Genomic DNA, 23,883 nt, shown 5'->3' with positions numbered 1-23,883 from the left:
TCAGCCCTTTGTCGCGCCGGCGGTGAGGCCGGAGACCACGTACTTCTGCACGAACAGGGCGATCACCATGATCGGCAGAGTGACCACAGTGGCAGCGGCCATCAGGCCGCCCCAGTCGATGCTGGCGTAGCCGACGAAGTCGAAGATCGCCACGGGCAGGGTCTTGGTGTCCGCGTCGGAGAGCACGAGCGCGAACATGAAGTTGTTCCACGAGAAGATGAAGGACAAGATCCCAGCGGTGGCGATACCCGGTACGGACAGCGGCAGCATGATGCGGCGGAACGCGCCGATGTGGGTCAGCCCGTCGACCAGCCCCGCCTCCTCCAACTCCTCGGGCAGGCTGTCGAAGTAGCCCATCATGATGTAGACCACCAGCGGCAGCGCGACGAACATGTGGCTGAGGATCAGCACCCCGAAGCCGCCGACCATCTTCAGGTTGGAGAAGACGTAATACCAGGGCACCAGCAGCGAGACACCGGGGATGACCCGGGCCATCAGCACCACCAGCGCGGACTTCCGCATGTTGAACCGGCTCATCGAGTACGCGGCCGGCAGGCCGAGGATCAGCGACGCCACGGTGGCGGCGAACGCCACCCAGAGGCTGTTGACGATGAACTCGACGTAGTTGGCCTGCTGGAGCACCTTGGCGTAGTTGCCCATGGTGGGCGAGAAGGCCAGCGCCTTGCCCGGGTCGTAGATGTCGACGTTGGTCTTGAACGACGCGGCGATCATCCAGAGCAGCGGCGCGAGCAGTGAGAGCATCACGAAGGCGAGCGCCACCACCCGGAACACCCGGTACGCGGGACGGGGTTTCATCGCTTGGCCTCCTTGCGCCGGGCGGTCAGGGCCCACATCGCCCCGATGATGATCAGGAAGAAGAGGATGAGGACGGTGGAGGAGACGCCGTACTCGTTGTAGTCGAAGCTGAGGCCGTAGGCGTACACGTTCAGCGTCTCTACCTCGTGGAACGAACCACCGCCGCGACCCTTCGTGGCGTAGAGGATGTCGAAGGTCTTCAGCGCGTCGATACCGCGCAGCAGGATCGCCACCGTCAGCGTGGGCATCAGCAGCGGCAGGGTGACGTGCCGGAAACGCTGCCAGGTGCTGGCGCCGTCGATGCGCGCCGCCTCCTGCGGCTCGTCCGACAGCGAGGTGAGCCCGGCGAGCAGGATCAGCGTCACCATCGGCGTCCACTGCCAGATGTCGATGAAGATCGTGGTGGGCAGGGCCGTGTGCTGGCCGGCCAGCCACGGCTGCGGCCCGATGCCGACCCAGCCGAGGATCTGGTTGGCCATGCCGATGTTCGGGTCGAAGATGAGCCGCCACATCATGCCGACCGCGACCGGGGTGGCGACGAGCGGCATCAGGATGGCGACCCGGACCCATCTCTGCCCCTTGAACGGCCGCCAGAGCAGCAGGGCGATCGCCATCCCGAGGACCACCTCGAACAGCAGCGCGACGACGGTGAACGTGGCGGTCCGCCCGACGGCGGGCCAGAACCGCGCGGTGTCCGACAGGACGTCGAGGTAGTTCTGGATGCCCACGAACTCGCTCTCCGCGCGGACGGATCCCTCGGCGTCGGTCAGGCTGAGATAGCCGGTCCAGACCAGGGGGAACACGAGCAGCGCGGCGACGAAGGTCATCGCGGGCGCGGCGAAGAGCCATTTGCGGTGGTCATTGACCCAGCGCACCCAGCCGGGCGTATCGGGGGCGCTGGGCGGCGCCTTGGTGGTGATCGTTGCCATGGGGTCTCCAGTGGTGCGCGGGCCTGCGGGGTACGTGGGTGACGGGCGCTCATTCCCGCCACCCACGGGCGCCCCTTACTTGGCCTCGTCGTCCAGGAACTTCTGGAACGCGGCGTTGGCCGTGTCAGCGGCCGCCGCGGCGTCCTTGCCGGTGATCGCGTCGACGATCGGCTGGCCGACGATCTCGCGAGCCTCGGCAACCTTCACGACCAGCGGCCGGTCATGACCCACCCCCGACTTGGTGCTGGCCTTGATGGCCTCCGCCAGGTCCTTCGGGAAGGTCGAGATACCCTCCGGGTTGGCCCACACGGAGCTACGGGCACCCGGCACGCCGGACTTCTGCTGGGCGAGCGTCTGGTTCTTGCCGGTGGCCCACTCGATGAACTTCCAGGCGTTGCTCGTGTTCTCCGAGCTGGAGTTGATGCCCAGGGCCCACGACGGGATGTTGTACGGCTTCGAACCGGCCGGGCCGGCCGGGAACGGCGCGAAGCCGACCGTGTCCGAGACCTTGGATTTGGCCGGGTCGGTGGCGTTCTTGTAGAGCGAGTTCGCCTCGGTGTAGAAGGCGGCCTTGCCCTGGGTGAAGATGGCCATCGCCTCGGGCCAGCCCATGTCGGTGCTGACGTTCGCCGGGCCGGAGTCCTTGATCAGCCCGCCGTAGTAGGCGTACGCCTGCTTGGCCGCTTCGCTGTTGACCGCGGCCTTGCCGCTGCCATCGACGAAGTCGCCGCCGAAGCTGTAAAGGAAGCTGGAGAACTGGGTGACCGCCGGCGACTTGCCGGTACGGGCGACGAAGCCCGCGACGCCCGGGTCGGCCGCCTTGACCTTGGCGGCGGCGGCCTTCAGCTCGTCGAGGGTCTTCGGCGGGGCGCTCAGGCCGGCCTTGGCGAGCAGGTCCTTGCGGTAGTAGAGGACCTCCTGCTCGGTGATGATCGGGACACCGACCGGCTTGCCGTCGTATGTGGTGGCCTCCACCGGGCCGGCCTGGAAGTCGCTGAAGTCCCAGTCCTTGTTCGCCTTCACCTGGTCCGACAGGTCGGCCAGGTACTTGTTCTTGGCGAAGAGCTTCCCCTCCTGGAGGGGACGGTACATCATCACGTCGATGTCGGATGAGCCGGCGTTCAGCTTGACGTTGTACTGGTCGGAGAGCTGGTCCTCGCCTAGTTGAGTGACCTCGACCTTGAGCCCGGTCTGCTTCTCGAACTCGGGCAGGGCCTTCTTGACGTTCTCCGTCCACACGTGGTTGGCCAGGGTGACCCGGACCGTCTTGGACGCGCCGGCGCCATCACCACCACCGCCACAGGCGGACAGGCCCATGGCGACAACCACGGCCAGAGATGCACTGAGTATCGATCGACGTTGCACGTCATCTCGCCTTTCTGTCATGACTGCCGCCCCCGGAAGTGCGCCACACTGTCGTAACATCTGCTTAATGCCGGGATGTTAGGACAAAAAAGCTGACTTATTCAAGGGTACGTCGGCAACTGATATGCTCTATGCCGTGAATCAGTCCTCCCCTGGGGGCCTACCCACTCAGCACGCCCCTGCCGAAGCCGGGCTGCACGCACGAGTCCTCGACCGTCTCGGCACGGCCATCTGCAGCGGCGACGTGGCCGCCGGTTCCGTCCTGAGCATCGACGACCTGGTCGACCGCTACCAGGTCTCCCGCTCGGTGATCCGCGAGGTGCTGCGAGTGCTCGCCTCCATGGGACTCATCGAGACGCGGCGCCGGGTCGGGATCATGATCCAGCCCGCCGAGGGGTGGAGCGTCTTCGATCCGCAGGTGATCCGCTGGCGGCTCGCCTCGGCCGGGCGGATGGCGCAGATGCGCTCGATCACCGAGCTACGGACCGCGATCGAGCCGCACGCCGCCTGGTTGGCCGCCGGGCGGATCGACGACGACGAGGCGAGCGAGCTGGTCGGCCTCGCGGCCAAGATGTGGGCCGCGGGGAAGGCCGGCGATGAGGCGCGCTTCCTCACCCTGGACATCGAATTCCACCGGCGGGTGCTGGCCGCCTCCGGCAACGAGATGTTCGCGAAACTGCAGCAGATCGTCGCCGAGGTGCTCGCCGGCCGGCACCACTACCACCTGATGCCGCACAACCCGGACGAGCAGGCGTTGCAGCTGCACACCGACGTGGCCCAGGCGATCCAGCGGCGCGACGGCGAGCGGGCCCGGGAGGCCATGGTGGGGATCATGGAGCAAGGGTTCGCCGAGATGAAGTCGATGTGGGAGCAGGCCGTCGAGCCAGGCGGCACCTGACCGGCGCAGGTGAGCACGGCACGGCTCAGCCAGGAGGCGGGGGGGTCGAGCCGCGGACGACCAGGCTGGGGGTGACGGAGAAGCGGACCGCCGAGGTGCGGCCCTGGATGCGTTCGAGCAGGAGCCGGCCGGCCGTGCCGCCCATGACGGCTCCGTCCTGGTTGACGCCGGTCAGCGCGATGTTGGGCAGGGCGGCCGGCTGGGTGTTGTCGAGATCATCGGGCCCGCTTCATTCACTGGTTGAGGCGCGCGGTGACCAGGTCGGTGAAGCCGTTGGCGAGCAGGATGACGGCGATGGCGGTGAGCAGGATGCCCGCGATCCGGTCCAGGAGCATGGCGCCCTTGAGCGAGATGCGCCGTTGGACATGGCCGGACAGGTAAAGCGTCACCCCGGTGACCACGGCGAAGCACAGGGCGGCGACTGACAGGGCGATCTTGTCGGGCATGTTGGTCGCCGCCGCCGAGGCGGCGACACCGAAGGCGAAGGTGGTGCCGCCGACGGTCAACGGGAAGGTGAGCGGGGTGTACAGGATGGTCTTGGGGTGCGGCGCCGGCTCGGGTGGCAGTGTGCTGCCCAGCTTCTCCTCTTCCTGAAGTTTCTCCAGCTCTTCGACGGCTCCGGCTTTGCCGCGCATCAGCGGGATGGAGGCGTAGGCCAGGGCGATGCCTCCGGTGGCGGTCAGCGCGGCGGTGCTGATGCCGAGCAGTTTGAGGAGCGGCTCGCCGATCCATAGCGCCGCCAGGACGAAGACCGCGACGTTGAGGCCGAGCCCGAGCGCCAGCCGGTTGACCTGTTTGTGGTCGTAGGGCCGGACGATCGGCAGATAGGAGGCGAGCGCGGCGACGGGGCTGTAGAGCCCGAACAGGGCTAGGAAGAGAATGATTGCTGGATGGGTCATCGCGGTCCTTCCCGCTGCGGCGATGCCGGCAACCGACCCCATAGGCGGGAACGGTCGCGGCTGGTGGCGGGGGGATGGCGCGGGGACGGTGGCCCGCGCCTTCTCGCTTCGGCTGCTAGAGGGGGTCGCGCAGGATCGGGCAGGTCATGCAGTGCCCGCCGCCCCGGCCCTTGCCCAGCTCGAAGCCCTCTATCTCGATGACGTCCACACCGTGCTCGCGCAGCTTCCTGTTGGTGAACTCGTTCTTGTGGTAGCCGACCACGACGCCGGGCTCCAGGGCGACGAAGTTGCTGCCGCTGTCCCACTGCTCCCTGGCCCGCTGGTAGTCGTCCCCGCCGGTGGAGATGATGTCGAGCTTGCCGATGCCGAGCGCGTCCTCGAAGGCGGCGGCCAGGTTCGGTTCGTGGTGCACGTCGAGAGTGCCCGCCTTGTCGCCGGGCCGCAGCGAGTAGACCGCCGCGTTCTCCACGACCGGCGGGTAGCCGGTGGCCTTGTCGACGTCCAGCAGGGTGAAGACGGTGTCGAGGTGCATGTACGAGCGGTGTGGCGGGATGTTGACCGCGAGCACCCTGGTGGCGGCCTCGGCGGCGAACAACTCCATGGCCAGGTGCTCGATCATGATCGGGCTGGTGCGCTGGCTGACGCCGATGGCGACGGTGCCCTTGCCGATCGGCATCATGTCGCCGCCTTCCAGCGAGGCGCGGCCGAAGTCCTCCTCGTCGAAGTTGCCGTCGTCGCCCATCGGCGGGTACCAGTAGGCGAATCCGTCGTCGGCGAACATCGGGTGGAAGTGGTAGATGATGCTCTGGTTGATCGTCTCCAGGCGGCGGGCGTGGTAGTAGAGCGGGTTCAGCGAGACCCCGCCGTACAGCCAGGCCGAAGGGTCGCGCTGGTAGAGCGAGTTCGGTAGCGGCGGCAGGATGAACGACCCGGTCCTGGCCATCGCGGTGACCAGGGAGCAGGCGTCGAAGCCTTCGCGACTGGCCTGGACCGCGGCGACGAACTCCTCCTTGGTGAGCCCGCCGATCAGGTGCTCGGCCAGCTTGTCTCCGCTCCAGGAGGCCAGCTCGGCGCGGATCTCGTCGACGAGCGAGGGCCCCACCGTCAGGTGGGTGACCGTGCGCTCCACCGCGTGCCGCTTGGCCTCGGGTGCGGCCTCCAGCGCCTCGGCGAGCAACTGCTGGTGGTGGAAGACCTCGATGCCGCGCCCGCGCATCATCTCGACGAACATGTCGTGCTCGATCTGGGCGCGGCTGACCCAGAGCACGTCGTCGTAGAGCAGGTCGTCCTTGTTGGCCGGGGTGAGCCGTCTGAGACTGAGATCGGGCCGGTGCACGATCACCTGTCGCAGCGTGCCCACCTCTGAGTGGACTCCGTATTTCGTGCTCACAAGGTCCTCCCATGCGGATCGGTAACGGTAGGGGAGGGTGGCCCGCGCCTCGCGAGAGCGGCAGCACGGGGATCTCAACCGCGTTCGGCATCATTCCACTGCGATGAGCGCCCCAATCTGCCGACGGTGATGCTTTGTCAAAAGGTTGAGGTGGCCGGACCGGGTTCGACGCCGGGCAGTATCTCCTCTGTCAGGCGGACCAGCCGGCCCTGCTGGTCCCAGGACGAAACCTCGGCGTGGCAGACAGGCCTCAGGCCCATACCTAACCGTCGGGTCGCTGCTCGAGCCGCTGATCCGCGTCTCGGCTCCCGACCGGGATCGGCGCGCGGCCTGGCGGGCGGGCCGAAATCATCCACTGAGAAGACTCTCGACAGGGCATGACACTTGTGCCATGGTATCACCATTCCACTTGTGGCACGGTTACCTTCGTTACAACGACGGGCACACTTGATGAAGCTTGAGATCCTTCTCCTCGGGGCGCTGCTGGATCGTCCCAGTACCGGCTACGAACTGAAGAAGTTCTTCGACACGCACGGGCGGTTCGCGCGCTCGAACACCACCATGAGCCAGGCGTACCGAACTCTGGCGGCGATGGAGCAGCGCGGCTGGGTCGAGCACACGATCGAGGAACGCCCCGGGGCGAGCAACGCCAAGCGCTACCACGTGACCGAGGAGGGTCACACCGTCTTCATCGACTGGCTGACGCGTCCGTACAACCCGCCCACCCGCTTCCAGGACCCCGACCTGTACGCACGCCTGGGCGGCGCCGGTTTCATGACGGTCGAGCAGGTGCTCGCCATCCTCGACGTCGAGATCAACACCCGGGTGGCGGAAGTGGCGCGCTACCGCCACCGTGACCGCAGCCGCCACGACGAGCCCCCGCGTGGCTACGACGTCGCACTCGGGAACCAGATGGACGAGTGGCTTCATCGGCGCGGGGCCGAGGCGATGGACCGGCACATCGCCTCCCTCATCGAGCTGCGCCGGCGCCTGCTCGACGCGGAGCCGCTCAACCAGGAGCCCGCGCCCACCCTCGGGCGGACGGAGGAGACGGCGCGATGAGGGCCATCATCGTCATGTTCGACAGCCTGAACCGGCACCTGCTCTCGCCCTATGCCGACACCTTCGTCGACGCGCCCAACTTCGCGCGGTTGGCGGCCAAGGCCGTGACGTTCGACAACTTCTACGCCGGTTCGATGCCGTGCATGCCGGCGCGGCGTGAGATGCACACCGGACGGTACAACTTCCTGCACCGCAGCTGGGGCCCGCTGGAGCCGTTCGACGACTCCATGCCCGAGATGCTCAAGCATGCGGGCGTGCACACCCATCTGGCCTCCGACCACCCGCACTACTGGGAGGACGGCGGCGCGACGTACCACACCCGTTACAGCACCTGGGAGTTCTTCCGGGGTCAGGAGGGCGATCCGTGGAAAGGCGTGGTCGGCGACGCCCCGAAAGGCCCGTTCGAGGCGATGAAGCGCCAGGACGCGATCAACCGCACCTACATGGCCACCGAGGCGGAGCACTCGCAGACCCGGACCGTCGACGCGGGCCTGCACTTTCTCGAAACCAACGTCGCCGCCGACCGGTGGTTGCTGCAGATCGAGATGTTCGATCCGCACGAGCCGTTCTTCACCCACCAGCTGTACAAGGATCTCTACCCGCACGACTACGACGGTCCCGAGTTCGACTGGCCGCCGTACCAGAAGGTCCTCGAACCCGGCGACCAGGTCGAGCACGCCCGCAAGGAGTACGCCGCCCTGGTCTCCATGTGCGACCGCTCACTCGGCCGCGTCCTGGACTTCATGGACACCCACGCCATGTGGGACGACACCCTGCTCCTGGTCAACACCGACCACGGCTTCCTGCTCGGCGAACACGGCTGGTGGGCCAAGTCCGTGATGCCGTGGTTCAACGAACTCGTGCACCTGCCGATGTTCCTGTGGGACCCGAGAACCGGCGACCGGGACGAGCGCAGAGGCGCGCTCGCACAGACCATCGACATCGCCCCGACCATCCTGCGCTACTTCGGCATCGAACCCACACCCGACATGCAAGGCAACGACCTCACTGAGGACGAACCCGTCCGTGAGGGCGCGCTCTTCGGCATCCACGGCGGACACGTCAACGTCACCGACGGCCGCTACGTCTACATGCGCGCCGGCAAGGACCAGGCCAACGGCCCCCTCGAAGAGTTCACCCTCATGCCCACCCACATGCGCGCCCGCTTCTCGGCGCAGGAGCTCAAGGAATGGGAACCGGCCGAGCCCTTCACCTTCACCAAGGGCGTACGCACCATGCGGATACCCGCCTCGCCCTCATGGATGAACCCCTGGCAACACGGCACGCTGCTCTTCGACCTCCACGACGACCCGGCGCAGGAAACACCGATCGCCGACGACGACGTGGAACTGCGGATGCTCGAACTGCTGCGCCGCCTCATGCTCGACGCCGACGCCCCGCCCAGCCAGTTCGAGCGCCTGGGCGTCCCCCACGAGGGCGACATCACCCGCGAGCATCTCCTGGTCCGCGAACAGCGCGGACGTGCGGCGGCTGTCGCCGCGCCGCTGCCCGCGATGGAAGAACTCCACGCTCCCGACTTGCTCCGCACCCCCCTCCTGGAACTCCTGCAGATGACCGGTCCCAAGGACGTCCTCGCTCAGGAAGCGCCCGCGCTCGTGCAGTCGGAGATGCTCTCCGCCCCCGCCTCCATGAGCCTTCTCGATCTCGCCCGTTACGGCTACGTGCCCGCCGCGGCCCTGCGCCGCATCGACGAGCAGCTCAGCCTTCTTTCGGTCAACCTTCTTTCGGTCAACCCTCTCCCGGCACCACCCGTCGCCCCAGCCCCCTGAGGCGACGTCGCTCTATCGCACCACCGCACAGACAGGGGCACCCCATGGATGCCAGCTCCCCCGCCACGTCCGTCCGGCCAGGAGCGGCTCAGGCCGCCGACATCCCCCATCGCTGGCGCAATCTCGCCGTCCTCTCCGGCGTGAGCGTCGTCGACAACACCGAAGCCGGCCTCATCAACACCGTCTTCCCCACGCTGGCGGCCGCGCTGCGGCTCAACAGCGGCCATCTCGGCCTCATCGCCGCCCTCGGCAAGATAGCCAGCGTGCCCGCCGGGCCGTTCTGGGTCTGGCTGGCCGGCCGGATCGGTCGCCGCGCCACGCTCACCGCCACGACGGTGACCGGTGGCCTGTTCGGTCTCGCCGCGGGCTTCTCGCAGAACTTCGTCCAGCTTCTGATCTGCTGCACCCTCATGTCCGCCGCGGTGATCGGCAGCTCGCCCATCACCATGGCCGTCATCGCCGACTCCTTCCCCGACGAGCAGCGCGCCCGGGCCAACGGCATCTTCTTCGGAACGCTCCAGGTCGCCGGCATCGTCCTCGGCCCCGTCATGGCCGCCTTCGTGGGGCTGGAGGACGGCTGGCGCTGGGCGCTGTGGACCCTCGGTGGGGTCTGCATCGGCGCCGGACTCCTGGTCGTCGCCCTCTACAAGGACCCAGACATCGGGGCCGCCGAAGAGCAGCTCGCCGACCTGGCCGCCGAGGAACGACCGAAGGCGAAGGTCACCGTCGCCTCCGTCATCGGGCTGTTCCGCATCCCCACGTACACCGTGATGATGCTGAGCCGGCTCCTATCCGGCCACCTGCTGATCATCATCTTCGGCGTCCAGTTCCTGGTCTCTGAGCGGGGCATCTCCAACTCCACCGCCATCCTGGTGGCGCTGCCGTTCGGGATCGGCTACAGCGTCGCCACGCTGGGCGCCGGATTCCTCCTGCCGAGGATCGACCGGCTCATGCCGAGCCGCGGCCGCGTCCTGGTCCTGCAGCTCGCCCAGATCCTGTTCGGCGTCATCGCCTTCTTCGGCACGCAGTTCCGGTACGAGAGCATCGGCGTGTACGCGCTCTTCTGGGCCCTGCTCGGCGCCTGCCAGGGGCTCAACCCGCCGGTCAACCGTCCCATCGTGGCCGCCGTCGTGCTGCCCGAGCTGCGCGGCCAGGCCTACGCGATCTGGCTGACGGTGTTCGAGACGATCGCGTGGGCGCTGTTCTCGCTCCTGGCCGGCGCGCTCGCGGCGACGATCGGGATCCAGGGCGTGTTCCTTTGGGTGCTGGTCATCCTGATGATCGTCAACGGCCTCCTGCTCTCGATCCTGTACGTCACCTATCCGCGAGACACCGGCCGGGTCGGCGAGACACTCGACTTCCGCCGCCAGCAGGCGCTCTCGAACTGACATGCGCTCCCCTACCAGGAAGGTCGCGACATGACCGACGGACGATCCGTCGTCGAGCGGCTCACGCTCGAGGAGAAGGCGAGCCTCGTGTCCGGCGCCGGTTTCTGGGCGACCGCGGAGGTGGCCCGTGCGGGCGTGCCGTCCGCGGTGCTCACCGACGGCCCGCACGGCGTACGCATGCAGCGGGCCGGCGCCGACCACCTCGGGCTCGCGCCGTCGACGACCTGCTCCGGATGGCGAACTCCTAGCCCCTGCGTCGGCCTCAGGCGGTCAGCAGGGGAAGCGGTTCGAAGGTGTGGTTCTGCCACAGGCGGCGCGAGGTCTCCTCGGGGTAGGCGGTGACGGACGGTGTCGTGTCGAAGACCTGGGTCAGGCGCTGCCGGGGGTCGTACGCGGGCCAGCCCGGGTCGCCGGTGGCGGCGAAGGCCGTCCATGCTGGGCGCATCTGCGTCGTCAGGGCACGAGCCTCGGCGGTGTGCTCCGGGCCGATGGCCACCGGGCCGAGGTGGGCGTCGTAGGTGCCGAACAGCAGCGGGCCGTCCAAGCCGTGGCAGGCCCGCAGCAGTCCGCCGGTGCCCGGGGACTGCCAGGTCAGGTCGTACAGGTACGCCCGCCCGCCCCCGGCGGCCTGGGCCTCGGCCAGGTGCAGTGTCGGCATGCGGAACAGCCAGTCGGTCTGCACGAGCTCGAACAGGTCCTCGGCGGACGCGTCCGGGAAGGCCGCGCGGTAGGCGCGTTCGCCGTCCTCGCCCGGCCCATAGCGCCGCAGCGTCTGCGCCGCCCGCCCGTCGGTGACCTTGCCGAACAGGTTGCCGAGGAGCAGGAACGTCCGCCACTCGTCGCGGTTGTGGCCGATGATCAGCTCCACGTCCCGTCCCGCGCCGCGAGCCAGCCCCTCCCAGGGCGTGACCGGCAGCACCTCGCCGTCGACGACGGGAGAGTAGAGGGACAGGGTGTGCGCGAAGGAGCCCCAGCGATCCTCGTACTGCCGCATCCTGGCCGTCAGCGCCTGGCCGACCGCCGGGAGTTCCCGCGGATCCACGCCGGACAGCTCCTCGGCCGTCGGGCGCAGGCCGGCCTCGGCGGCGATGGCCGCCCCGACGTCCCGGGCCAGGGCGCCGGAGAGGAACGTGCCCGGCAGGCTCTGCCCGACGGCCCGCCGGAACAGGCCCGTCGCGCTCGGCATGACCATCAGCGAGGCGACGGACCCGGCGCCCGCCGAGTCGCCGAGAACGGTCACCTGGCCGGGGTCGCCCCCGAACGCCGTGATGTTGTCCCGCACCCACTCCAGGGCGGCGACCTGGTCGAGCAGGCCCCGGTTGGCGGGCGCGCCGTCGATGCCGGCGAAGCCTTCGATGCCCAGGCGGTAGTTCAGCGACACGAACACCACGTCGCCCTCGCGGGCGATGTGCTGGGCGTCGTAGCCGGGACTGCCGGAGAAGCCGAGCTTGTAGGCGCCACCGTGGATCCACACCATAACCGGACGGCGGGCGGCCGGGTCCGGGGCGGGCGTCCAGACGTTGACCGTCAGCCAGTCGTCACCCGCGCCCTTGAAGAGGTCCCCGCCGCTGTTACCACCCATGTTCGTGTCCTGCGGGGCCGGCGGGCCGAACTCGTCGGCCTCTCGTACGCCGTCCCAGCGGCGCGCGGGCCGCGGCGCCTGGAAACGGGCCGCGCCGAGCGGGGGTTCGGCGTACGGAATGCCGCGGAAGACGGCCAGGCCGCCCTCGGTACGGCCGCGCACGACGCCGGCGGTGGTGCGGACCTCGGGCTCGACTCCGGACATCTCTGACTCCCTTAAAACGACTGATTTAACAGTTGTCTATTTTCTAACACATGTCTAGGGTTGGCGGCGTGCAAGTCAGACAGGACCGCCGGGTGCTCCGCTCTCGCGCCGCGCTGATGGCCGCCGCGGTACTCCTGGTTTCCGAGCGCGGCACCACGGCGCTTCCCGTCGGGGATCTCTCCGATGCCGCGAACGTCAGCCGGCAACTGGTCTATCTGCAGTTCGGCGACCGCGACGCGCTCCTCGTGGCAGCGGCGGCCGATCTGGTCGAACGGGAGCTCATCGCGGAGGTGGGCGACGACAGCGCCCCACGTCACGCGCGCGTGCTGGCGATGGCCCGGCACTTCGCCCGGCACCGGCCCTTCTACCGCGCGATGCTCACCGGATCCTGCTCCTTCCCCATGACCAGGGCCCTGAACAGGCTGTTCGGCTCGCTGATCACCTTGGCGGGGCTGCGGGAGGTGTTCGGCGACCTCGACGACGACACGGCGCGGGACCTGGCGACGATGATCACCGGCGGCACCGGCGCGATCGTCCACGACTGGGTGGTCGACGCGGACGACCCCCTCGACCCCGAGGAACTCACGGACCGCCTGCTACGCCTCTCGACGGCGCTGGCCGGCGGCCTCCCCGCCCTCGCCCCATTTGCCGGAGGCCGCTAGCCCTGCGCCGCACTTCTTCGGCCACGGACCGAGTGCCTTCGACCGCCGGCATCACGGTGTGCCGGAGACCGGCGCCTGCCACATCGCGACGATCACGTCGATCAGACCGTTGGCGGTGTCGTCCCAGGTGGGCCGGAAGGTGGGGTCGTGTTCGGCGAGGGCCCGTTCCCGCTCGACGCACATCTGTACCGCACCGGGACTTCGCGCAGCCCGCGACGACCCAGTCCCTCAGGTCGTCGCAGGTCCTCGGCCGTGTACGGCGAGGCGTGATGGGACAGCTTATGCAAAGGGCCGGCCAGAGGCCGTGCTCTCCTTTTCGACAGCTGCCCACCCCATGACCGCCGTCGGTTCCTGCCCCCGGAGCCCACGTAGGCCATGCCGTTAGAAGGCCATTGACGCACCTCCAATACCGGATCTACGCTCCGGTCGAATCGATTCGTTGGTGCTCCGTCAAACAGACCGGCCAGATCGTCTCGGTGGCCCCGAGCCCGGCCCGGGCGCGGCGCATCATCTCCCGGTGCGCCGCTCGTGGGCCGCGGCGAGGATGAGGTAGGCGCTGGCCGTCCAGGTGTAGGCGCGGTCGCGCAGGCCCTCGCCGGTGCGGGCGTCGAAGTTCTCCGCGAATCCCGACTGCTCGCACAAGGCGCGGAAGCGGGCGCTGATCTCGTCGGCCAGGTCCGGGTATCCGGCGCGGCGCAGGCCGTCCTCGATCAGCACGGTCGAGGGCGCCCAGATGGGGCCGCGCCAGTAGCCGTCGTCCTGGTAGTGCTCCGAGGTGGGCAATTCGGTGGCGAGCCCGAACGCGGTCAGGTGCCGCTCGATCCGGGCGGCCAGCGCCGCCCGGACGGGTCGCGGTAGCTCCTCGCCCAGCACGATCGGCATGAGGTCGAGCAGGCTGGAGCTGGACCAGGTACGGCCGGAGTGCGCACCACGGGCGACGAACCGTTCGCCGTCCCACAGTTCGGCGAGGAGCGCGTCACGCGTCCGGTCGGCCTGTTCGGTCCACTTGGCGGACGCGCCGGGGTCGGGTGCCAGGCGGGCCAGCTCGCGCATCTGCAGGACGAGGAAGGCGGCCAGGTCGGCGGTCTCGACGACCCGCTCGGGGTCGAACGTGGTGGCGTTGTCCCAGCCGCTGTCGTTGCCGTGCTGGTAGTGCGGCAGCTCACGGCCGGGGGCGCGGCGGGCCTCGAGCCAGAAGGCGGTCCAGCGTTCCAGCAGCCGATAGACATCGGCTTGGTCAGGTGCGGAAGGGAGCCGGCGCAGGGTCCAGCCGTGGATGGGCGGCTTGACGAAGTTGTACAGGATCTCGGAGTGGGTGACGGAGTCGGGCAGCGCGCCGGCGGCGTCCTGGTGGTCGAAGGGCAGCCGGAACTGGTGCCTGGCCAGCTCGGGCAGGCCGCCGGCCAGGGCGAGGGCGTTGAAGCAGTGGTCCCAGCTCCACACCTTGTCCATCCAGTGCTTGGACATGAGCACGGCGGGCCGGGTGACGAACCCGGCGGGGCGGACGGTGGCCGACCACAGCACGTAGGCGGCCAGCTCGGCGGCGGGCGTGCCATCGCCGCGCCAGGGCGCGACCGCCGCGGCGAACGCGTCGAACTCTGCCCGCGCCGCCTTGGCGACCTGCTCGAAGGCGGCGCCGCTGGTGTAGGGGGCGCGGGCGGTCTCGTACTCCTCGATGGCGATCTCCCACTCACCGCTGAGGAGGAGACCGCGTTCGGCGGTGCCCAGCGCCTGCGTGCCGCGGTGTTCGGCCTGCCCGCTGAGGAGGGTGATCCGGTAGCGGCGGCCGGTCTGGTAGACGGTGAAGACGTACGATCCGTCGACGGGGTCCTGGTAGAAGTACGGGCCGCTGAACGGCGTCAGTACGGGGTCGGCGGCCAGCAAGCGGAGCCCGAGACCGCGGCCTCTGAGCCGTACCGTGTCGGGGCCGTCGTAGGCGAGGTCGATCCGGCCGTCGTCACGGCTCCAGCTGAGCTGATGCGGGGTGGCCGTGATGATGCTCTCGGCGCTGGGGATCAGCCGCAGGATCGCGTGCATGCCGGTCTGGTGCGAGACGAGGTGCACGTCCTCGGCGTAGGTCTGCTCCGCCACCACGGGCGAGAAGCCGAACCAGGAGCCGTGGTAGCTGAACGGGATGTCCCGCAGGGAGAACACCGGGCCTGAAGCGGCGACGGTCATGAAGTGACAGGTCCCTTCTCAGTCTTTGACGGCGCCCGCGGTGACGCCGGCGGCGACATAGCGCTGGGCGACGACGAGCAGGATGGTGGCGGGGACGGAGGCGATCACGGCGGTCGCCATGATGGCGTTCCATTCCTGGTTGTTGTTGCCGATGTAGTGGTAGATGCCGAGGGTGATCGGCTGGTGGTCGCCGCCCTGGTCCAGGGTGGAGGCGAAGATGAAGTCCGACCACGCCCACAGGAACGCGAACAGCGAGACGGTGATGAGCGAGTTGCGGCTGACGGGTAGCACGATGGAGACGAACGTACGCACCACCCCGGCGCCGTCGGTACGGGCGGCCTGCAGCAACTCCTCCGGGATGCCGGACATGAACGTGGTGAGGATCAGCACCGCGAACGGCACGGCGAGGGTGGAGTCGGCCACGATCAGTCCCGGAACGGTGTTGAGCACGCCGCTGGACAGGAAGATGGCGTAGAAGCCCATCGCCATGATGATCCCGGGGATCATCTGCGCGATGAGCAGCACGAAGCTCAGCGCCCCACCGCCGCGCGGGCGCAGCTTGGCCAGCGAGTACGCGGCCGGCGCCGCCAGCAGCAGGGTCAGCGCCACCGTGCCCAGTCCGACGACCAGGCTCACCCCCAGGTAGGGCAGCTGCTGGTCCAGCACCGCCCGGTAGCCGTCCAGGGTGCCGTTGACGGGGAACCAGTTGGTCCGGCGCATGTCCTGGTCGCGGGTGAACGACACGTTGATCATCCAGTAGACCGGGAACAGCATCACGCCGGTCAGCACCAGCCCGATCGCGGTCTTGAGGTGCTTCATGCCAGGGCGTGTCTTCGCCTTCATGCCGGCGCCTGCCTTCGCTGCGCGCGGATGTAGACCAGGCCGAAGACCAGCGCCATGACGATGAGCAGATTGCCGACGGCGGCGCCGGGACCGAAGGAGGGCACCAGGTTGCCGAACCCGAGCCGGTAGGACCAGGTGGCGAAGGTGGTCGACGCCCCGCTCGGCCCGCCCTTGGTCATGATCCAGATGATGTCGAACACCTTCAGCGTGTAGACCAGCCCGAGCAGCAGCGTGATCGCCGACACCGGCCGCAGCAGCGGGAACGTCACGCGCCAGAAGCGCTGCCAGCCGCCCGCGCCGTCCAGCGCGGCGGCCTCGTAGATGGCCGGCGAGATCGCCTGCAGCCCCGAGTACAGCACCACCAGGTTGAACGGGATGCCGATCCAGACGTTGGCGATGATGACCGACCACAGCGACCAGTCCGGCGAGGTCAGCCAGTTCACTGGGCCGACGCCGAACCACGACAGCGCCGCGTTGACCACGCCGGAGTCGCTGTTGAGCATCCACGACCAGGTCGAGGCGGACACGATCAGCGGCAGCAGCCACGGCACCAGGAACAACCCTCGCAGCGTGGCCGAAAGCCGGAAGTTCTTCAGGAAGAACAATGCCAGCGCGAGCCCGATGACGAACTGGAAGGCCAGCGAGACCAGCGTGAACACCACCGTGTGCCACAGCGCGGGCCCGAAGGTCGCATCGGCGAACACTTTCGCGTAGTTGGCGAACCCGGCGAACGGGGCGTCGCCCTGCACGAAGGAGCGCACCGTGTAGTTACGCAGGCTCAGCTCGATGTTGCGGTAGAGCGGATAGGCGTAGAAGACCAGCAGGTACAGCACGACCGGGGCGAGGAACGCCCATGCCGCCCACTGGCCGGACCGCGCGCGTGCCGCCCGATGGCCCCGCGCCGTCGGGCGGTCCAGGGCCATCGGGGTCTGTGTGACGTGGTTCATGCCGCTACTGGATCGCGCTCGCCGCCGACGACTGCGCTGCCGCCATCGCCTCCTGCGGAGACTTCGACCCGCTCAGCGCCGCCTGCACCGCGCCCCACAGGGGCTCGGAGATCTTCGGGTACTTGGTGCCCAGGTCGTCGCTGGTACGGCCCTTGGCCGCCTTGACCGCCTCCACCCACACCCGCAGGTCGGGCGTGGCCGCCACCTGCTTGGCCTGCACCGCCTCCGTGGGCGCGATGTAGGAGAGCGTGGTGGTCGTGGTGAGCGAGTTGCCGGCGCTGGTCAGGCAGGTCACGAGTTTCTGCGAGGTGGCGTAGCGGCCGGTGTCGGCCTGGACGGGGATGCTGACGAACTCGCCGCCGGTGGGAGCGGGCGCGGCGCCGCCGCCCTTGCCGGGGACCGGGATGATGCCGTACGCGAAACCGGCCTTCTTGGCGTTGGCCAACTGCCAGGTGCCGTTCTCGGCGAAGGCGAAGTCGCCGCTCGCGAACTCCTGCCAGCTCGTCGTCTGGGTGTTGTTGATGACCGAGTTGGGGGCGTACCCCTTCTTCAGCCAGTCGCTCCACAGCGTCACCGCCGACACGCCCTCGGGCGAGTCGAGCTTGGTGAGGTTCGCGCCCGAACCCCAGAACCAGGGCAGGAACTGGAAGCTGCCCTCCTCGGTGCCGATCGCCGAGAACGTGATGCCCTTCTTGTTCGCCGCCTTCACCTTTTCCAGCGCCCCGGTCAGCGACGCCCAGTCCTTCACCGAGGCGATGTCCACCCCGGCCTTCTTCAGGACGGCCTTGTTGTAGTACAGGGCGAGGGTGTTGGCACCGATCGGGACGCCGTAGGTCTTGCCGCCGCTCTGACCGGCCGCCAGCAGGTTCGGCGCGATCGCCGTGACATCGAGTTTGTTCTCCTCGGTGGAGGTGAGAACGCCTGCCTCGGCCAGGGTGGAAACGACGGGATTGTCGACGATGAGCACGTCCGGGGAGTTGCCCTGCTGCGCCGCCAGCAGCGCCTTGTTGGTCAGGTCGCTGGTGTCGTAACCGGTGCGCTCGACCTTCACCCCGGCGTCGGTGCCGCACTTCTCCAGCAGCTTCACCCACTCAGAACTCTTGTCGTACTGCGGGTACGGGTCCCAGATCGCGTAGGTCCCGCCCCCGGCGGCCTGGCTCGCGCTCGCCGAAGCGCCGTTGCCGCTTTCGGGCGATGACGAGCAGGCGACCAGCCCGCCCACGGCGGCCAGGACCGCCAGACTCGCGCCGGCCGCACGCCGGCTCCTTGCCGCTGATCTCATCGGGCTGACCTCCGCTGACAGGCGTTATGCGGCCGTTTCCGGACCTAGTCGAATCGATTCGCCGAACCGATTCGCTGAACATAGGCCCGCTTCACCGCGAGAGTCAATGGGCGGTGCGGCCGGATCGCCGAGATGTCGCGTGGGATGTGCGGCAGGCGACGCGTCGTCGCCACGGACTCCGGCGACGTACCATCTCGTGAACCGGTTCGACCTACCATGGTCACGACCGGCGGTTCGGACGAGGAGCACGGGTGAACATCGGAGAGATCGCCAAACGGGCGGGCGTGTCGCGCAGCACCGTCTCGTACGCGCTCACCGGCAAGCGCCCGGTGTCGGAGGAGACCAAGCGCCGCATCCAGGCGGTCATCGACGAGCTGGACTACCGGCCCAACGCCGCCGCCAGGGCGCTCAAAGAGGGCCGTACCCGCACCATCGGCCTGGTCATCCCGCCCGCCAGCCAGCGCCTGACCGACATGCAGCTCGGCTTCGTGGCCAGCGTGGTCGACGCCGCCGCCCGCGCCGACCTCGACGTCCTGCTGTCACCCTCGGGCGGCGAGCACGACCGCTCCTTCGAGCGCGTCATCACCGGCCGGCGCGTGGACGGCGTCATCCTGATGGAGATCCGGCTGGAGGACGACCGGGTGACCCGGCTGCTGCAGAGCGGCCCGCCGTTCGTCGGCATCGGCCGTACCCGCCGGCCGGAGGACATGTCCTGGGTGGACATCGACTACGAGACGCTCATCGCCAAATGCGTCCACCACCTGGCCGACCTCGGCCACCGGCACCTGGCCCTGGTCAACCGCAACGCCGAGCTGGTCGCCGCCGGCTACGGGCCGGGCCACCGAGCGCAGGCCGGCTTCGATCGCGCCATCGCCGAACGCGGTCTGCACGGCGTGCGGGTCTGCTGCGCCGACGACGCCCAGGCCGGCCAGACCTGCCTGCGGCAGCTTCTCGCCGACCATCCGGAGCTGACCGCCATCGCCACCATCAACGAGGCGGCGGTGTCCGGCATGTACCGCGCGCTGGCCGAGACAGGCTTGACCGTGCCCGGAGACTTCTCCATCGCCGGCGTCGCCGCCCAGCACTGGGCCGAGAACCTGCACCCGCCGCTCACCGCCGCCGACGTCCCCGCCGGCGAGATGGGCGCCCGCGCCGTCGAGCTGCTCATCCAGCGCATCGCCGACCCGGCCACCCCGCACCGCCACCTCCTGCTCACCCCGCCGATCTCGCTCCGCGGCACGACCGGTCCCGCCCGGCCCCGCGCCTGAGGGCCAACGGCACTCGCGCCTGAGCACGGCACCACTCGCGCCGCCTGAAGAACACCGACGGCACGCTCAAGCCCACCTGGTACGAAGCCGAAGCCGCCCAGGTCGCCGGCACCGCCAGGGTCACCGCGTATCCGCTGGCAGACGGCCTCGGCGGCGACCAGGCGGTCCTGGACGCCGACGGACGCAGCCGCGGCAAGGCGGTCACCGACATCCATCGCCTTCGCCTCGCGGGAACTGCCGAACTTGCGCGTCCGCCGTCATCCTCTCGACCGGGTGCCGCCACGGCGGGTTCACTCTTCCTTCATCGTCCTTGCCTAGCGTGGGGCTCGCGTTGGCAGGCCCGCACCCCGGAGGAGCGATGAGCAGGACACTCGGCGGCCTCGCGCGAGTCGTCGTGGCAGCGGCCATCTCCCTGGCATCGGCCGGGTGCGGGATGAGCGTCCTCCGCCATACCCCGACCATCCTGGACAAGGACGAGCTGATCGTCGCGGTGAAGCCGGACCAGCCCGGCCTGGGTCTGCGGACGAAGCAGGGCACCTTCGAGGGGTTCGACGTGGACGTGGCCACCTACGTGGCCCGCCACCTGGGCAAGAAGGTCACCTTCATCGCCACCACGTCGGAGGGCCGAGAGGCCAAGCTGAACTCCGGCGAGGCGGACATGGTGGTGGCCACCTACTCCATCAGCCCACCGCGCAAGATGCAGGTGACGTTCGCGGGGCCGTACTACCTCTCGCAGCAGGACATCCTGGTCCGCAGCGGAACGACGAACATCGGCGACGTACGAGATCTCGCCGGGCGCAAGCTGTGTGAAGCCCAGGGCTCCATCTCCACCTCGAGGATCATAGAAGGCCGCGGCGTGGCCGCCGTCCTGGTCCCGGCTCCCACCTACAGCGAGTGTGTAGACCTCCTCAGATCCGGCGCGGTGGACGCGGTCTCTACCGGCGACCTGATCCTCGCCGGGTTCGCCGCCCGGGACAAGGGCGCGTACACCATCGTCCACGCCCCGTTCACGGAGGAGCGGTACGGCATCGCCCTACGCCATGGCGACGTAGCCGGATGCGAGGCGGTCAACCGGGCCATCACCGCGATGTACCAGACCGGGACGGCGCCCAAGCTCCTCCGCAAACACTTCGGCGCGACGGGCCTTTCGATTTCCACCTCAGTGCCCCAGTTCGAAGGCTGCGCCTAAGAGGTACTGGAACGCCGGCTGAGGCGGATCATGGCCCGGTACAGGGCCGTCGGGGTGGGCGCGGGCGGCAGGGGCTCGGTGTTCGCGGGGTCCGGGACGGCGTACGACTGGATCATGCAGCCGACGAGCCGGCGCCACGCCTCCGGGGCCGCGCCGGCCGTGGCCGCGATGACACCGGCGTTGGCCATGAGCAGGATGACCAGGTCCTCGGTGGTGAAGTCGGGGCGCAGCCGGCCGGCTTCCTTGGCCCGGACGACCAGCTCGCTGAAGCCGCGGTAAGCCTCGTCCCGTTTGGTCTCCAGGGCCCTGGCGCTGGGAAAGGTCATGGTCAGCACCTCGGCGAAACCGCGGTCCGCGGCCTGCATGCCGCAGACGGCCTCGATATACCAGGTGAATCCGTGCCACGGATCGGGGTCGGCCAGCGCGGTGGCGGCGGCATCGGCGTACGTCTGCATGGTGTCGGCGAAGACGGCGGCGACGAGGTCCTCGCGCGCGGGGAAATGCCGGAAGAGCGTCGCGATTCCGACGCCCGCCTCGCGTGCCACGGAGGCCATCGAGGCTTCGATGCCGTCGCGCGCGTAGACCCGCCGGGCCGCTGACAGGATGCGATCGCGGTTGTGCCGGGCATCGATGCGCAGGCCCTGGGCCGAGGGGTCTGGGGAAGCGGGGACGCGGCGGGCGGCAGGGGTCATGCAGCCATCATAGCGAATCGGAAAGGCCTATCCGATTCTAGTGCTACGCTGCGGAAGTCAACCGGATAACCCATTCCGATTAGTTGAGGAGAGCCGCCCGTGCGCGCAGTTGCCCTGAGTTCCGTCCCCGCGAGCCCCGCCGTCACCGAGGTGGCCGCGCCGCGGCCCGAAGCCGGTGAACTGCTGGTGAAGGTCACCGCTTCGTCGATCAACGGCTTCGACGCGGCGACCGTGGCCGGTTACCTGCAGCAGATGATGGAGCACCGCTACCCGCTGATCCCGGGCAAGGACTTCGCCGGCACGGTCGAGGCCGTTGGCGAAGGCGCCGAGGGGTTCGCCGTCGGGGACCGCGTCTTCGGCGTGGCGATGAAGCCGTTCCTGGGCGCCGGCTCGCTCGCCGAGTACCTCGTCGTGCCCGCCGCCTACGGTGTGGCACACATTCCGCATGGCCTCTCGGCCGCCGCGGCCGGAGCGCTGGGACTGGCCGGAACGGCTGCCCTGGACAGCATCGCCGCCGTGGACCCGCAGAAGGGCGAGACCGTCCTGATCTCCGGCGCCACCGGCGGTGTCGGCGCACTCGCGGTGCAAGTCGCGGTGGCTCGTGGCGCCCGGGTGCTCGCCACGGCGCGGCCGGGCGCCGAGAGCGATTTCGTCCGAGGGCTGACCGACTCCGAGATCGACCTGGTGGACTTCACCGCCGAGGTGGAGGCGCAGGTACGCGCCCTGGCCCCGAACGGCGTGGACGCGGTGCTGCACCTGGCCGGCGACGGCGCCCGGCTGGCCGCGCTGCTGCGGCCGGGCGGCCGGCTCGCCTCCACTCTCGGCTTCGGCCCCGACGCGGTCCAGGGTCAGGAGGTCAGCGTCACCTCGGTGATGGCCGACCCGAACCAGGTCACCTTGGACAAACTGGCCGCCGATGCCGCCGCGGGCGCCCTGCGGGTGCCCATCACCGCCACCTACCCGCTGGACCAGGTCGCCCAGGCGTTCGCCGACTTCGGCGCCGGCGCGCAGGGCAAGCTCGCGATCTCCATCGCCTGAGTCTGTTTCCCTTCACTCAACAGGAGTTTGATCATGCCCACCCTCGCCATCGTCGGCGCCGGCCCCGGCATGGGCCTGTCCATCGCCAAGCTCTTCGGCGGACACGGCTTCGACGTCGCCCTGATCGCCCGCAGCAAGGACAAACTGGATGAGCTTGTCGCCGAGCTCGCCGGCTCGGGCGTCACGGCGGCGGCCTTCCCCGCCGACATCATGGACCGCGCCACCCTGGCCACCGCCCTGGAACAGGCGGCGGCGCACTTCGGCGGTATCGACGTACTGGAGTACTCCCCCGCCCCGCACACCCCGGTCCCGGGCATCACCATGGCCGGCCCGCTGGAGGTGACCGTGGACAACCTCCAGCCGCAGATCGACTACTACCTGTACGGCGCGGTCACCGCGGCCCGCCAGGTGCTGCCCGCGATGCTCGAAGCCGGCGCCGGCACCCTGCTGTTCACCACGGGAGGCGGCTCCATCACGCCGAACCCGATGATGGGCAACATCAACGCGGCCGCCGCCGCCCTGCGCAACTGGGTGCTCAACCTCAACGGCGCCCTGGCCGGCCGGGGCGTCTACGCCGCGCACGTGGCGATCAGCGTCTGGATCGGCTCGAACGCGCCGGCGGGCTTTCCCACGGCGGAGGCGGACGACATCGCGGCGGTCTACTGGGACCTGTACGGCAGCCGCGACCGGGCCGAGCTGGAGTTCACGGGCTGATATTCGGAGTCGCCCGTGGATGCGAGGTGGGTCTGCGGCGCCCGGCCGAGAATGGATGCGAGGCGGGTCTGCGGCGCCCGGCCGCGAAACAAGGACGAAAGACCCTAACGTCTCCTCCCCATCACCCTGATGCTGGGAAACATGCAACTAGACGCGTCCGGCCTGCAGGTGCTCTCTCGACAGGAGTGCCTCGACCTGCTGGACACGGCGCGGATCGGCCGGATCGTCTTCACCGATCGGGCGCTGCCCGCCGTGCAGCCGGTCAACTTCTGCCTGTACGGCGAGCACATCGTGATCCGCACTTCCGTCGGCTCCAAGCTGGCCGCGGCCACCCGGCGGAGCGTGGTGGCCTTCGAGGCCGACGAGTTCGACCCCGACTCGTGTACCGGCTGGTCCGTGACCGCGGTCGGGCACGCCCGAGCCGTACACGAGCCCGAGGAGATGGCCCGCCTCACGCGGCTCCCCCTGGCGCCCTGGGCGCCGGGCAGCCGTGACCACTACATCGTGGTGGCGACCGAGCAGGTCTCCGGCCGCCGCATCACAACGGCACCAACCGGCTGAGCAGGTTCCGGGCGCCGCATCACAGCGGCACCGACCAGCTGAGCCGGGTCCCTCCGCCCTCGGGGGAATCGACGGTGAACGTGCCGCCCCCCCCGGCGGCCCGTTACGTAAGGGTTGCCCGCCCGCAGCGCCGGCCCAAGGGCGCCGTGCACCCCCCGATGGCGGTGTAGACCCGGGTGCGGCCGC

The 23,883-nt window shown here is 69.2% G+C and carries 22 protein-coding genes and 1 pseudogene; 10 read left to right on the top strand and 13 right to left on the bottom strand.

What is annotated here, in order from left to right; genetic code table 11:
• The 3 genes from AB0H88_RS46795 to AB0H88_RS46785 form a co-directional block, all read right to left on the bottom strand.
• Positions 1-816: a carbohydrate ABC transporter permease gene (locus tag AB0H88_RS46795; RefSeq protein WP_357655930.1), complete on the bottom strand. Its 816-nt coding sequence runs from the start codon at positions 814-816 to the stop codon at positions 1-3.
• Positions 813-1,745, bottom strand: a complete 933-nt coding sequence (locus tag AB0H88_RS46790; RefSeq protein ID WP_357655928.1) for a sugar ABC transporter permease — start codon at positions 1,743-1,745, stop codon at positions 813-815. The genes AB0H88_RS46795 and AB0H88_RS46790 overlap by 4 nt, the downstream gene beginning before the upstream one ends.
• Positions 1,746-1,820: 75 nt before the next feature.
• Positions 1,821-3,110 carry a sugar ABC transporter substrate-binding protein gene (locus AB0H88_RS46785; protein WP_357655926.1) on the bottom strand — a complete coding sequence of 430 codons (1,290 nt, stop codon included), beginning with the start codon at positions 3,108-3,110 and terminating at the stop codon, positions 1,821-1,823.
• A gap of 136 nt (positions 3,111-3,246) precedes the next feature.
• On the opposite strand from AB0H88_RS46785, the gene AB0H88_RS46780 reads away from it, so the two are divergent.
• Positions 3,247-4,008: a FadR/GntR family transcriptional regulator gene (locus AB0H88_RS46780; protein ID WP_357655924.1), complete on the top strand. Its 762-nt coding sequence runs from the start codon at positions 3,247-3,249 to the stop codon at positions 4,006-4,008.
• A gap of 25 nt (positions 4,009-4,033) precedes the next feature.
• Here the strand turns inward: AB0H88_RS46780 and AB0H88_RS46775 are convergent.
• The 3 genes and pseudogenes from AB0H88_RS46775 to AB0H88_RS46765 all read right to left on the bottom strand — a co-directional run.
• Positions 4,034-4,210 (bottom strand): annotated as a pseudogene (locus AB0H88_RS46775) (substrate-binding domain-containing protein); the annotation flags it as partial.
• A gap of 31 nt (positions 4,211-4,241) precedes the next feature.
• On the bottom strand, positions 4,242-4,907 hold the full coding sequence (locus AB0H88_RS46770) for a MarC family protein (protein WP_357655922.1): 666 nt from the start codon (positions 4,905-4,907) through the stop codon (positions 4,242-4,244).
• A 115-nt stretch (positions 4,908-5,022) separates the two neighbouring features.
• Positions 5,023-6,297, bottom strand: coding sequence for an arginine deiminase (locus tag AB0H88_RS46765; protein ID WP_357655920.1), 1,275 nt, complete (start codon positions 6,295-6,297; stop codon positions 5,023-5,025).
• Positions 6,298-6,747: 450 nt separating this feature from the next.
• On the opposite strand from AB0H88_RS46765, the gene AB0H88_RS46760 reads away from it, so the two are divergent.
• From AB0H88_RS46760 to AB0H88_RS46750, 3 genes are read left to right on the top strand one after another with little or no spacing between them, the layout of a single operon-like run.
• Positions 6,748-7,359, top strand: a complete 612-nt coding sequence (locus AB0H88_RS46760) for a PadR family transcriptional regulator (RefSeq protein WP_357655918.1) — start codon at positions 6,748-6,750, stop codon at positions 7,357-7,359.
• Positions 7,356-9,149, top strand: a complete 1,794-nt coding sequence (locus tag AB0H88_RS46755) for a sulfatase (protein ID WP_357655916.1) — start codon at positions 7,356-7,358, stop codon at positions 9,147-9,149. Before AB0H88_RS46760 ends, AB0H88_RS46755 begins: the two co-directional genes overlap by 4 nt.
• A 44-nt stretch (positions 9,150-9,193) precedes the next feature.
• On the top strand, positions 9,194-10,537 hold the full coding sequence (locus AB0H88_RS46750; protein WP_357655914.1) for an MFS transporter: 1,344 nt from the start codon (positions 9,194-9,196) through the stop codon (positions 10,535-10,537).
• Between the two features lie 262 nt (positions 10,538-10,799).
• Here the strand turns inward: AB0H88_RS46750 and AB0H88_RS46745 are convergent, their stop codons facing one another.
• Complete coding sequence (locus tag AB0H88_RS46745) at positions 10,800-12,323, bottom strand: carboxylesterase family protein (RefSeq protein WP_357655912.1); 1,524 nt, start codon at positions 12,321-12,323, stop codon at positions 10,800-10,802.
• Between the two features lie 68 nt (positions 12,324-12,391).
• Here AB0H88_RS46745 and AB0H88_RS46740 point away from each other — a divergent pair, with 68 nt between their 5' ends.
• Positions 12,392-12,985 (top strand): TetR family transcriptional regulator, encoded by a 594-nt coding sequence (locus tag AB0H88_RS46740; protein WP_357655910.1) that lies wholly within the window; start codon positions 12,392-12,394, stop codon positions 12,983-12,985.
• Between the two features lie 51 nt (positions 12,986-13,036).
• Here AB0H88_RS46740 and AB0H88_RS46735 read toward each other — a convergent pair whose 3' ends face one another.
• The 5 genes from AB0H88_RS46735 to AB0H88_RS46715 all read right to left on the bottom strand — a co-directional run bounded on the left by AB0H88_RS46735 (position 13,037) and on the right by AB0H88_RS46715 (position 18,235).
• Positions 13,037-13,168: a hypothetical protein gene (locus tag AB0H88_RS46735; protein WP_357655907.1), complete on the bottom strand. Its 132-nt coding sequence runs from the start codon at positions 13,166-13,168 to the stop codon at positions 13,037-13,039.
• A 324-nt stretch (positions 13,169-13,492) separates the two neighbouring features.
• Entirely contained in the window at positions 13,493-15,163 is a 1,671-nt protein-coding gene (locus tag AB0H88_RS46730) for a trehalase family glycosidase (RefSeq protein WP_357655905.1), read from the bottom strand.
• An 18-nt stretch (positions 15,164-15,181) separates the two neighbouring features.
• Positions 15,182-15,982 (bottom strand): carbohydrate ABC transporter permease, encoded by an 801-nt coding sequence (locus AB0H88_RS46725; RefSeq protein WP_357655902.1) that lies wholly within the window; start codon positions 15,980-15,982, stop codon positions 15,182-15,184.
• Positions 15,983-16,002: 20 nt separating this feature from the next.
• The gene (locus AB0H88_RS46720) at positions 16,003-16,953 is read right to left on the bottom strand and encodes a sugar ABC transporter permease (protein WP_357655899.1); all 951 of its coding nucleotides are present in this window, start codon (positions 16,951-16,953) and stop codon (positions 16,003-16,005) included.
• Positions 16,954-16,957: 4 nt separating this feature from the next.
• Positions 16,958-18,235 (bottom strand): extracellular solute-binding protein, encoded by a 1,278-nt coding sequence (locus AB0H88_RS46715; RefSeq protein WP_357655897.1) that lies wholly within the window; start codon positions 18,233-18,235, stop codon positions 16,958-16,960.
• Between the two features lie 251 nt (positions 18,236-18,486).
• Between AB0H88_RS46715 and AB0H88_RS46710 the strand changes: the two genes are divergently transcribed.
• Positions 18,487-19,503 carry a LacI family DNA-binding transcriptional regulator gene (locus AB0H88_RS46710; RefSeq protein ID WP_357655895.1) on the top strand — a complete coding sequence of 339 codons (1,017 nt, stop codon included), beginning with the start codon at positions 18,487-18,489 and terminating at the stop codon, positions 19,501-19,503.
• A 358-nt stretch (positions 19,504-19,861) separates the two neighbouring features.
• Positions 19,862-20,692 carry a glutamate ABC transporter substrate-binding protein gene (locus AB0H88_RS46705; RefSeq protein WP_357655892.1) on the top strand — a complete coding sequence of 277 codons (831 nt, stop codon included), beginning with the start codon at positions 19,862-19,864 and terminating at the stop codon, positions 20,690-20,692.
• Here the strand turns inward: AB0H88_RS46705 and AB0H88_RS46700 are convergent.
• The gene (locus tag AB0H88_RS46700) at positions 20,689-21,384 is read right to left on the bottom strand and encodes a helix-turn-helix domain-containing protein (protein ID WP_357655889.1); all 696 of its coding nucleotides are present in this window, start codon (positions 21,382-21,384) and stop codon (positions 20,689-20,691) included. The genes AB0H88_RS46705 and AB0H88_RS46700 overlap by 4 nt on opposite strands.
• Positions 21,385-21,483: 99 nt before the next feature.
• Here AB0H88_RS46700 and AB0H88_RS46695 point away from each other — a divergent pair, with 99 nt between their 5' ends.
• The 3 genes from AB0H88_RS46695 (at position 21,484) to AB0H88_RS46685 (ending at position 23,697) form a co-directional block, all read left to right on the top strand.
• Positions 21,484-22,422, top strand: a complete 939-nt coding sequence (locus AB0H88_RS46695) for an NADP-dependent oxidoreductase (protein ID WP_357655887.1) — start codon at positions 21,484-21,486, stop codon at positions 22,420-22,422.
• A 33-nt stretch (positions 22,423-22,455) separates the two neighbouring features.
• Positions 22,456-23,136, top strand: coding sequence for an SDR family NAD(P)-dependent oxidoreductase (locus AB0H88_RS46690; RefSeq protein ID WP_357655885.1), 681 nt, complete (start codon positions 22,456-22,458; stop codon positions 23,134-23,136).
• A 141-nt stretch (positions 23,137-23,277) separates the two neighbouring features.
• Positions 23,278-23,697, top strand: coding sequence for a pyridoxamine 5'-phosphate oxidase family protein (locus tag AB0H88_RS46685; RefSeq protein ID WP_357655882.1), 420 nt, complete (start codon positions 23,278-23,280; stop codon positions 23,695-23,697).
• Positions 23,698-23,883 lie beyond the last annotated feature (186 nt).

It is taken from the genome of Nonomuraea sp. NPDC050680 (genome assembly GCF_040654555.1).
Classification (GTDB): Bacteria; Actinomycetota; Actinomycetes; order Streptosporangiales; family Streptosporangiaceae; genus Nonomuraea.
Note: the sequence above shows the minus strand (reverse complement) of the source record. Positions and strands in the feature narration are given on the sequence as shown.

Bases quoted from the DNA above. Each gene is read 5' to 3' on its own strand.
- AB0H88_RS46795 (WP_357655930.1), bottom strand. From the start codon at position 816: ATGAAACCCCGTCCCGCGTACCGGGTGTTCCGGGTGGTGGCGCTCGCC.
- AB0H88_RS46790 (WP_357655928.1), bottom strand. From the start codon at position 1,745: ATGGCAACGATCACCACCAAGGCGCCGCCCAGCGCCCCCGATACGCCC.
- AB0H88_RS46770 (WP_357655922.1), bottom strand. From the start codon at position 4,907: ATGACCCATCCAGCAATCATTCTCTTCCTAGCCCTGTTCGGGCTCTAC.
- AB0H88_RS46760 (WP_357655918.1), top strand. From the start codon at position 6,748: ATGAAGCTTGAGATCCTTCTCCTCGGGGCGCTGCTGGATCGTCCCAGT.
- AB0H88_RS46755 (WP_357655916.1), top strand. From the start codon at position 7,356: ATGAGGGCCATCATCGTCATGTTCGACAGCCTGAACCGGCACCTGCTC.
- AB0H88_RS46750 (WP_357655914.1), top strand. From the start codon at position 9,194: ATGGATGCCAGCTCCCCCGCCACGTCCGTCCGGCCAGGAGCGGCTCAG.
- AB0H88_RS46745 (WP_357655912.1), bottom strand. From the start codon at position 12,323: ATGTCCGGAGTCGAGCCCGAGGTCCGCACCACCGCCGGCGTCGTGCGC.
- AB0H88_RS46735 (WP_357655907.1), bottom strand. From the start codon at position 13,168: ATGTGCGTCGAGCGGGAACGGGCCCTCGCCGAACACGACCCCACCTTC.
- AB0H88_RS46730 (WP_357655905.1), bottom strand. From the start codon at position 15,163: ATGACCGTCGCCGCTTCAGGCCCGGTGTTCTCCCTGCGGGACATCCCG.
- AB0H88_RS46725 (WP_357655902.1), bottom strand. From the start codon at position 15,982: ATGAAGCACCTCAAGACCGCGATCGGGCTGGTGCTGACCGGCGTGATG.
- AB0H88_RS46720 (WP_357655899.1), bottom strand. From the start codon at position 16,953: ATGAACCACGTCACACAGACCCCGATGGCCCTGGACCGCCCGACGGCG.
- AB0H88_RS46715 (WP_357655897.1), bottom strand. From the start codon at position 18,235: ATGAGATCAGCGGCAAGGAGCCGGCGTGCGGCCGGCGCGAGTCTGGCG.
- AB0H88_RS46705 (WP_357655892.1), top strand. From the start codon at position 19,862: ATGAGCAGGACACTCGGCGGCCTCGCGCGAGTCGTCGTGGCAGCGGCC.
- AB0H88_RS46700 (WP_357655889.1), bottom strand. From the start codon at position 21,384: ATGACCCCTGCCGCCCGCCGCGTCCCCGCTTCCCCAGACCCCTCGGCC.
- AB0H88_RS46690 (WP_357655885.1), top strand. From the start codon at position 22,456: ATGCCCACCCTCGCCATCGTCGGCGCCGGCCCCGGCATGGGCCTGTCC.
- AB0H88_RS46685 (WP_357655882.1), top strand. From the start codon at position 23,278: ATGCAACTAGACGCGTCCGGCCTGCAGGTGCTCTCTCGACAGGAGTGC.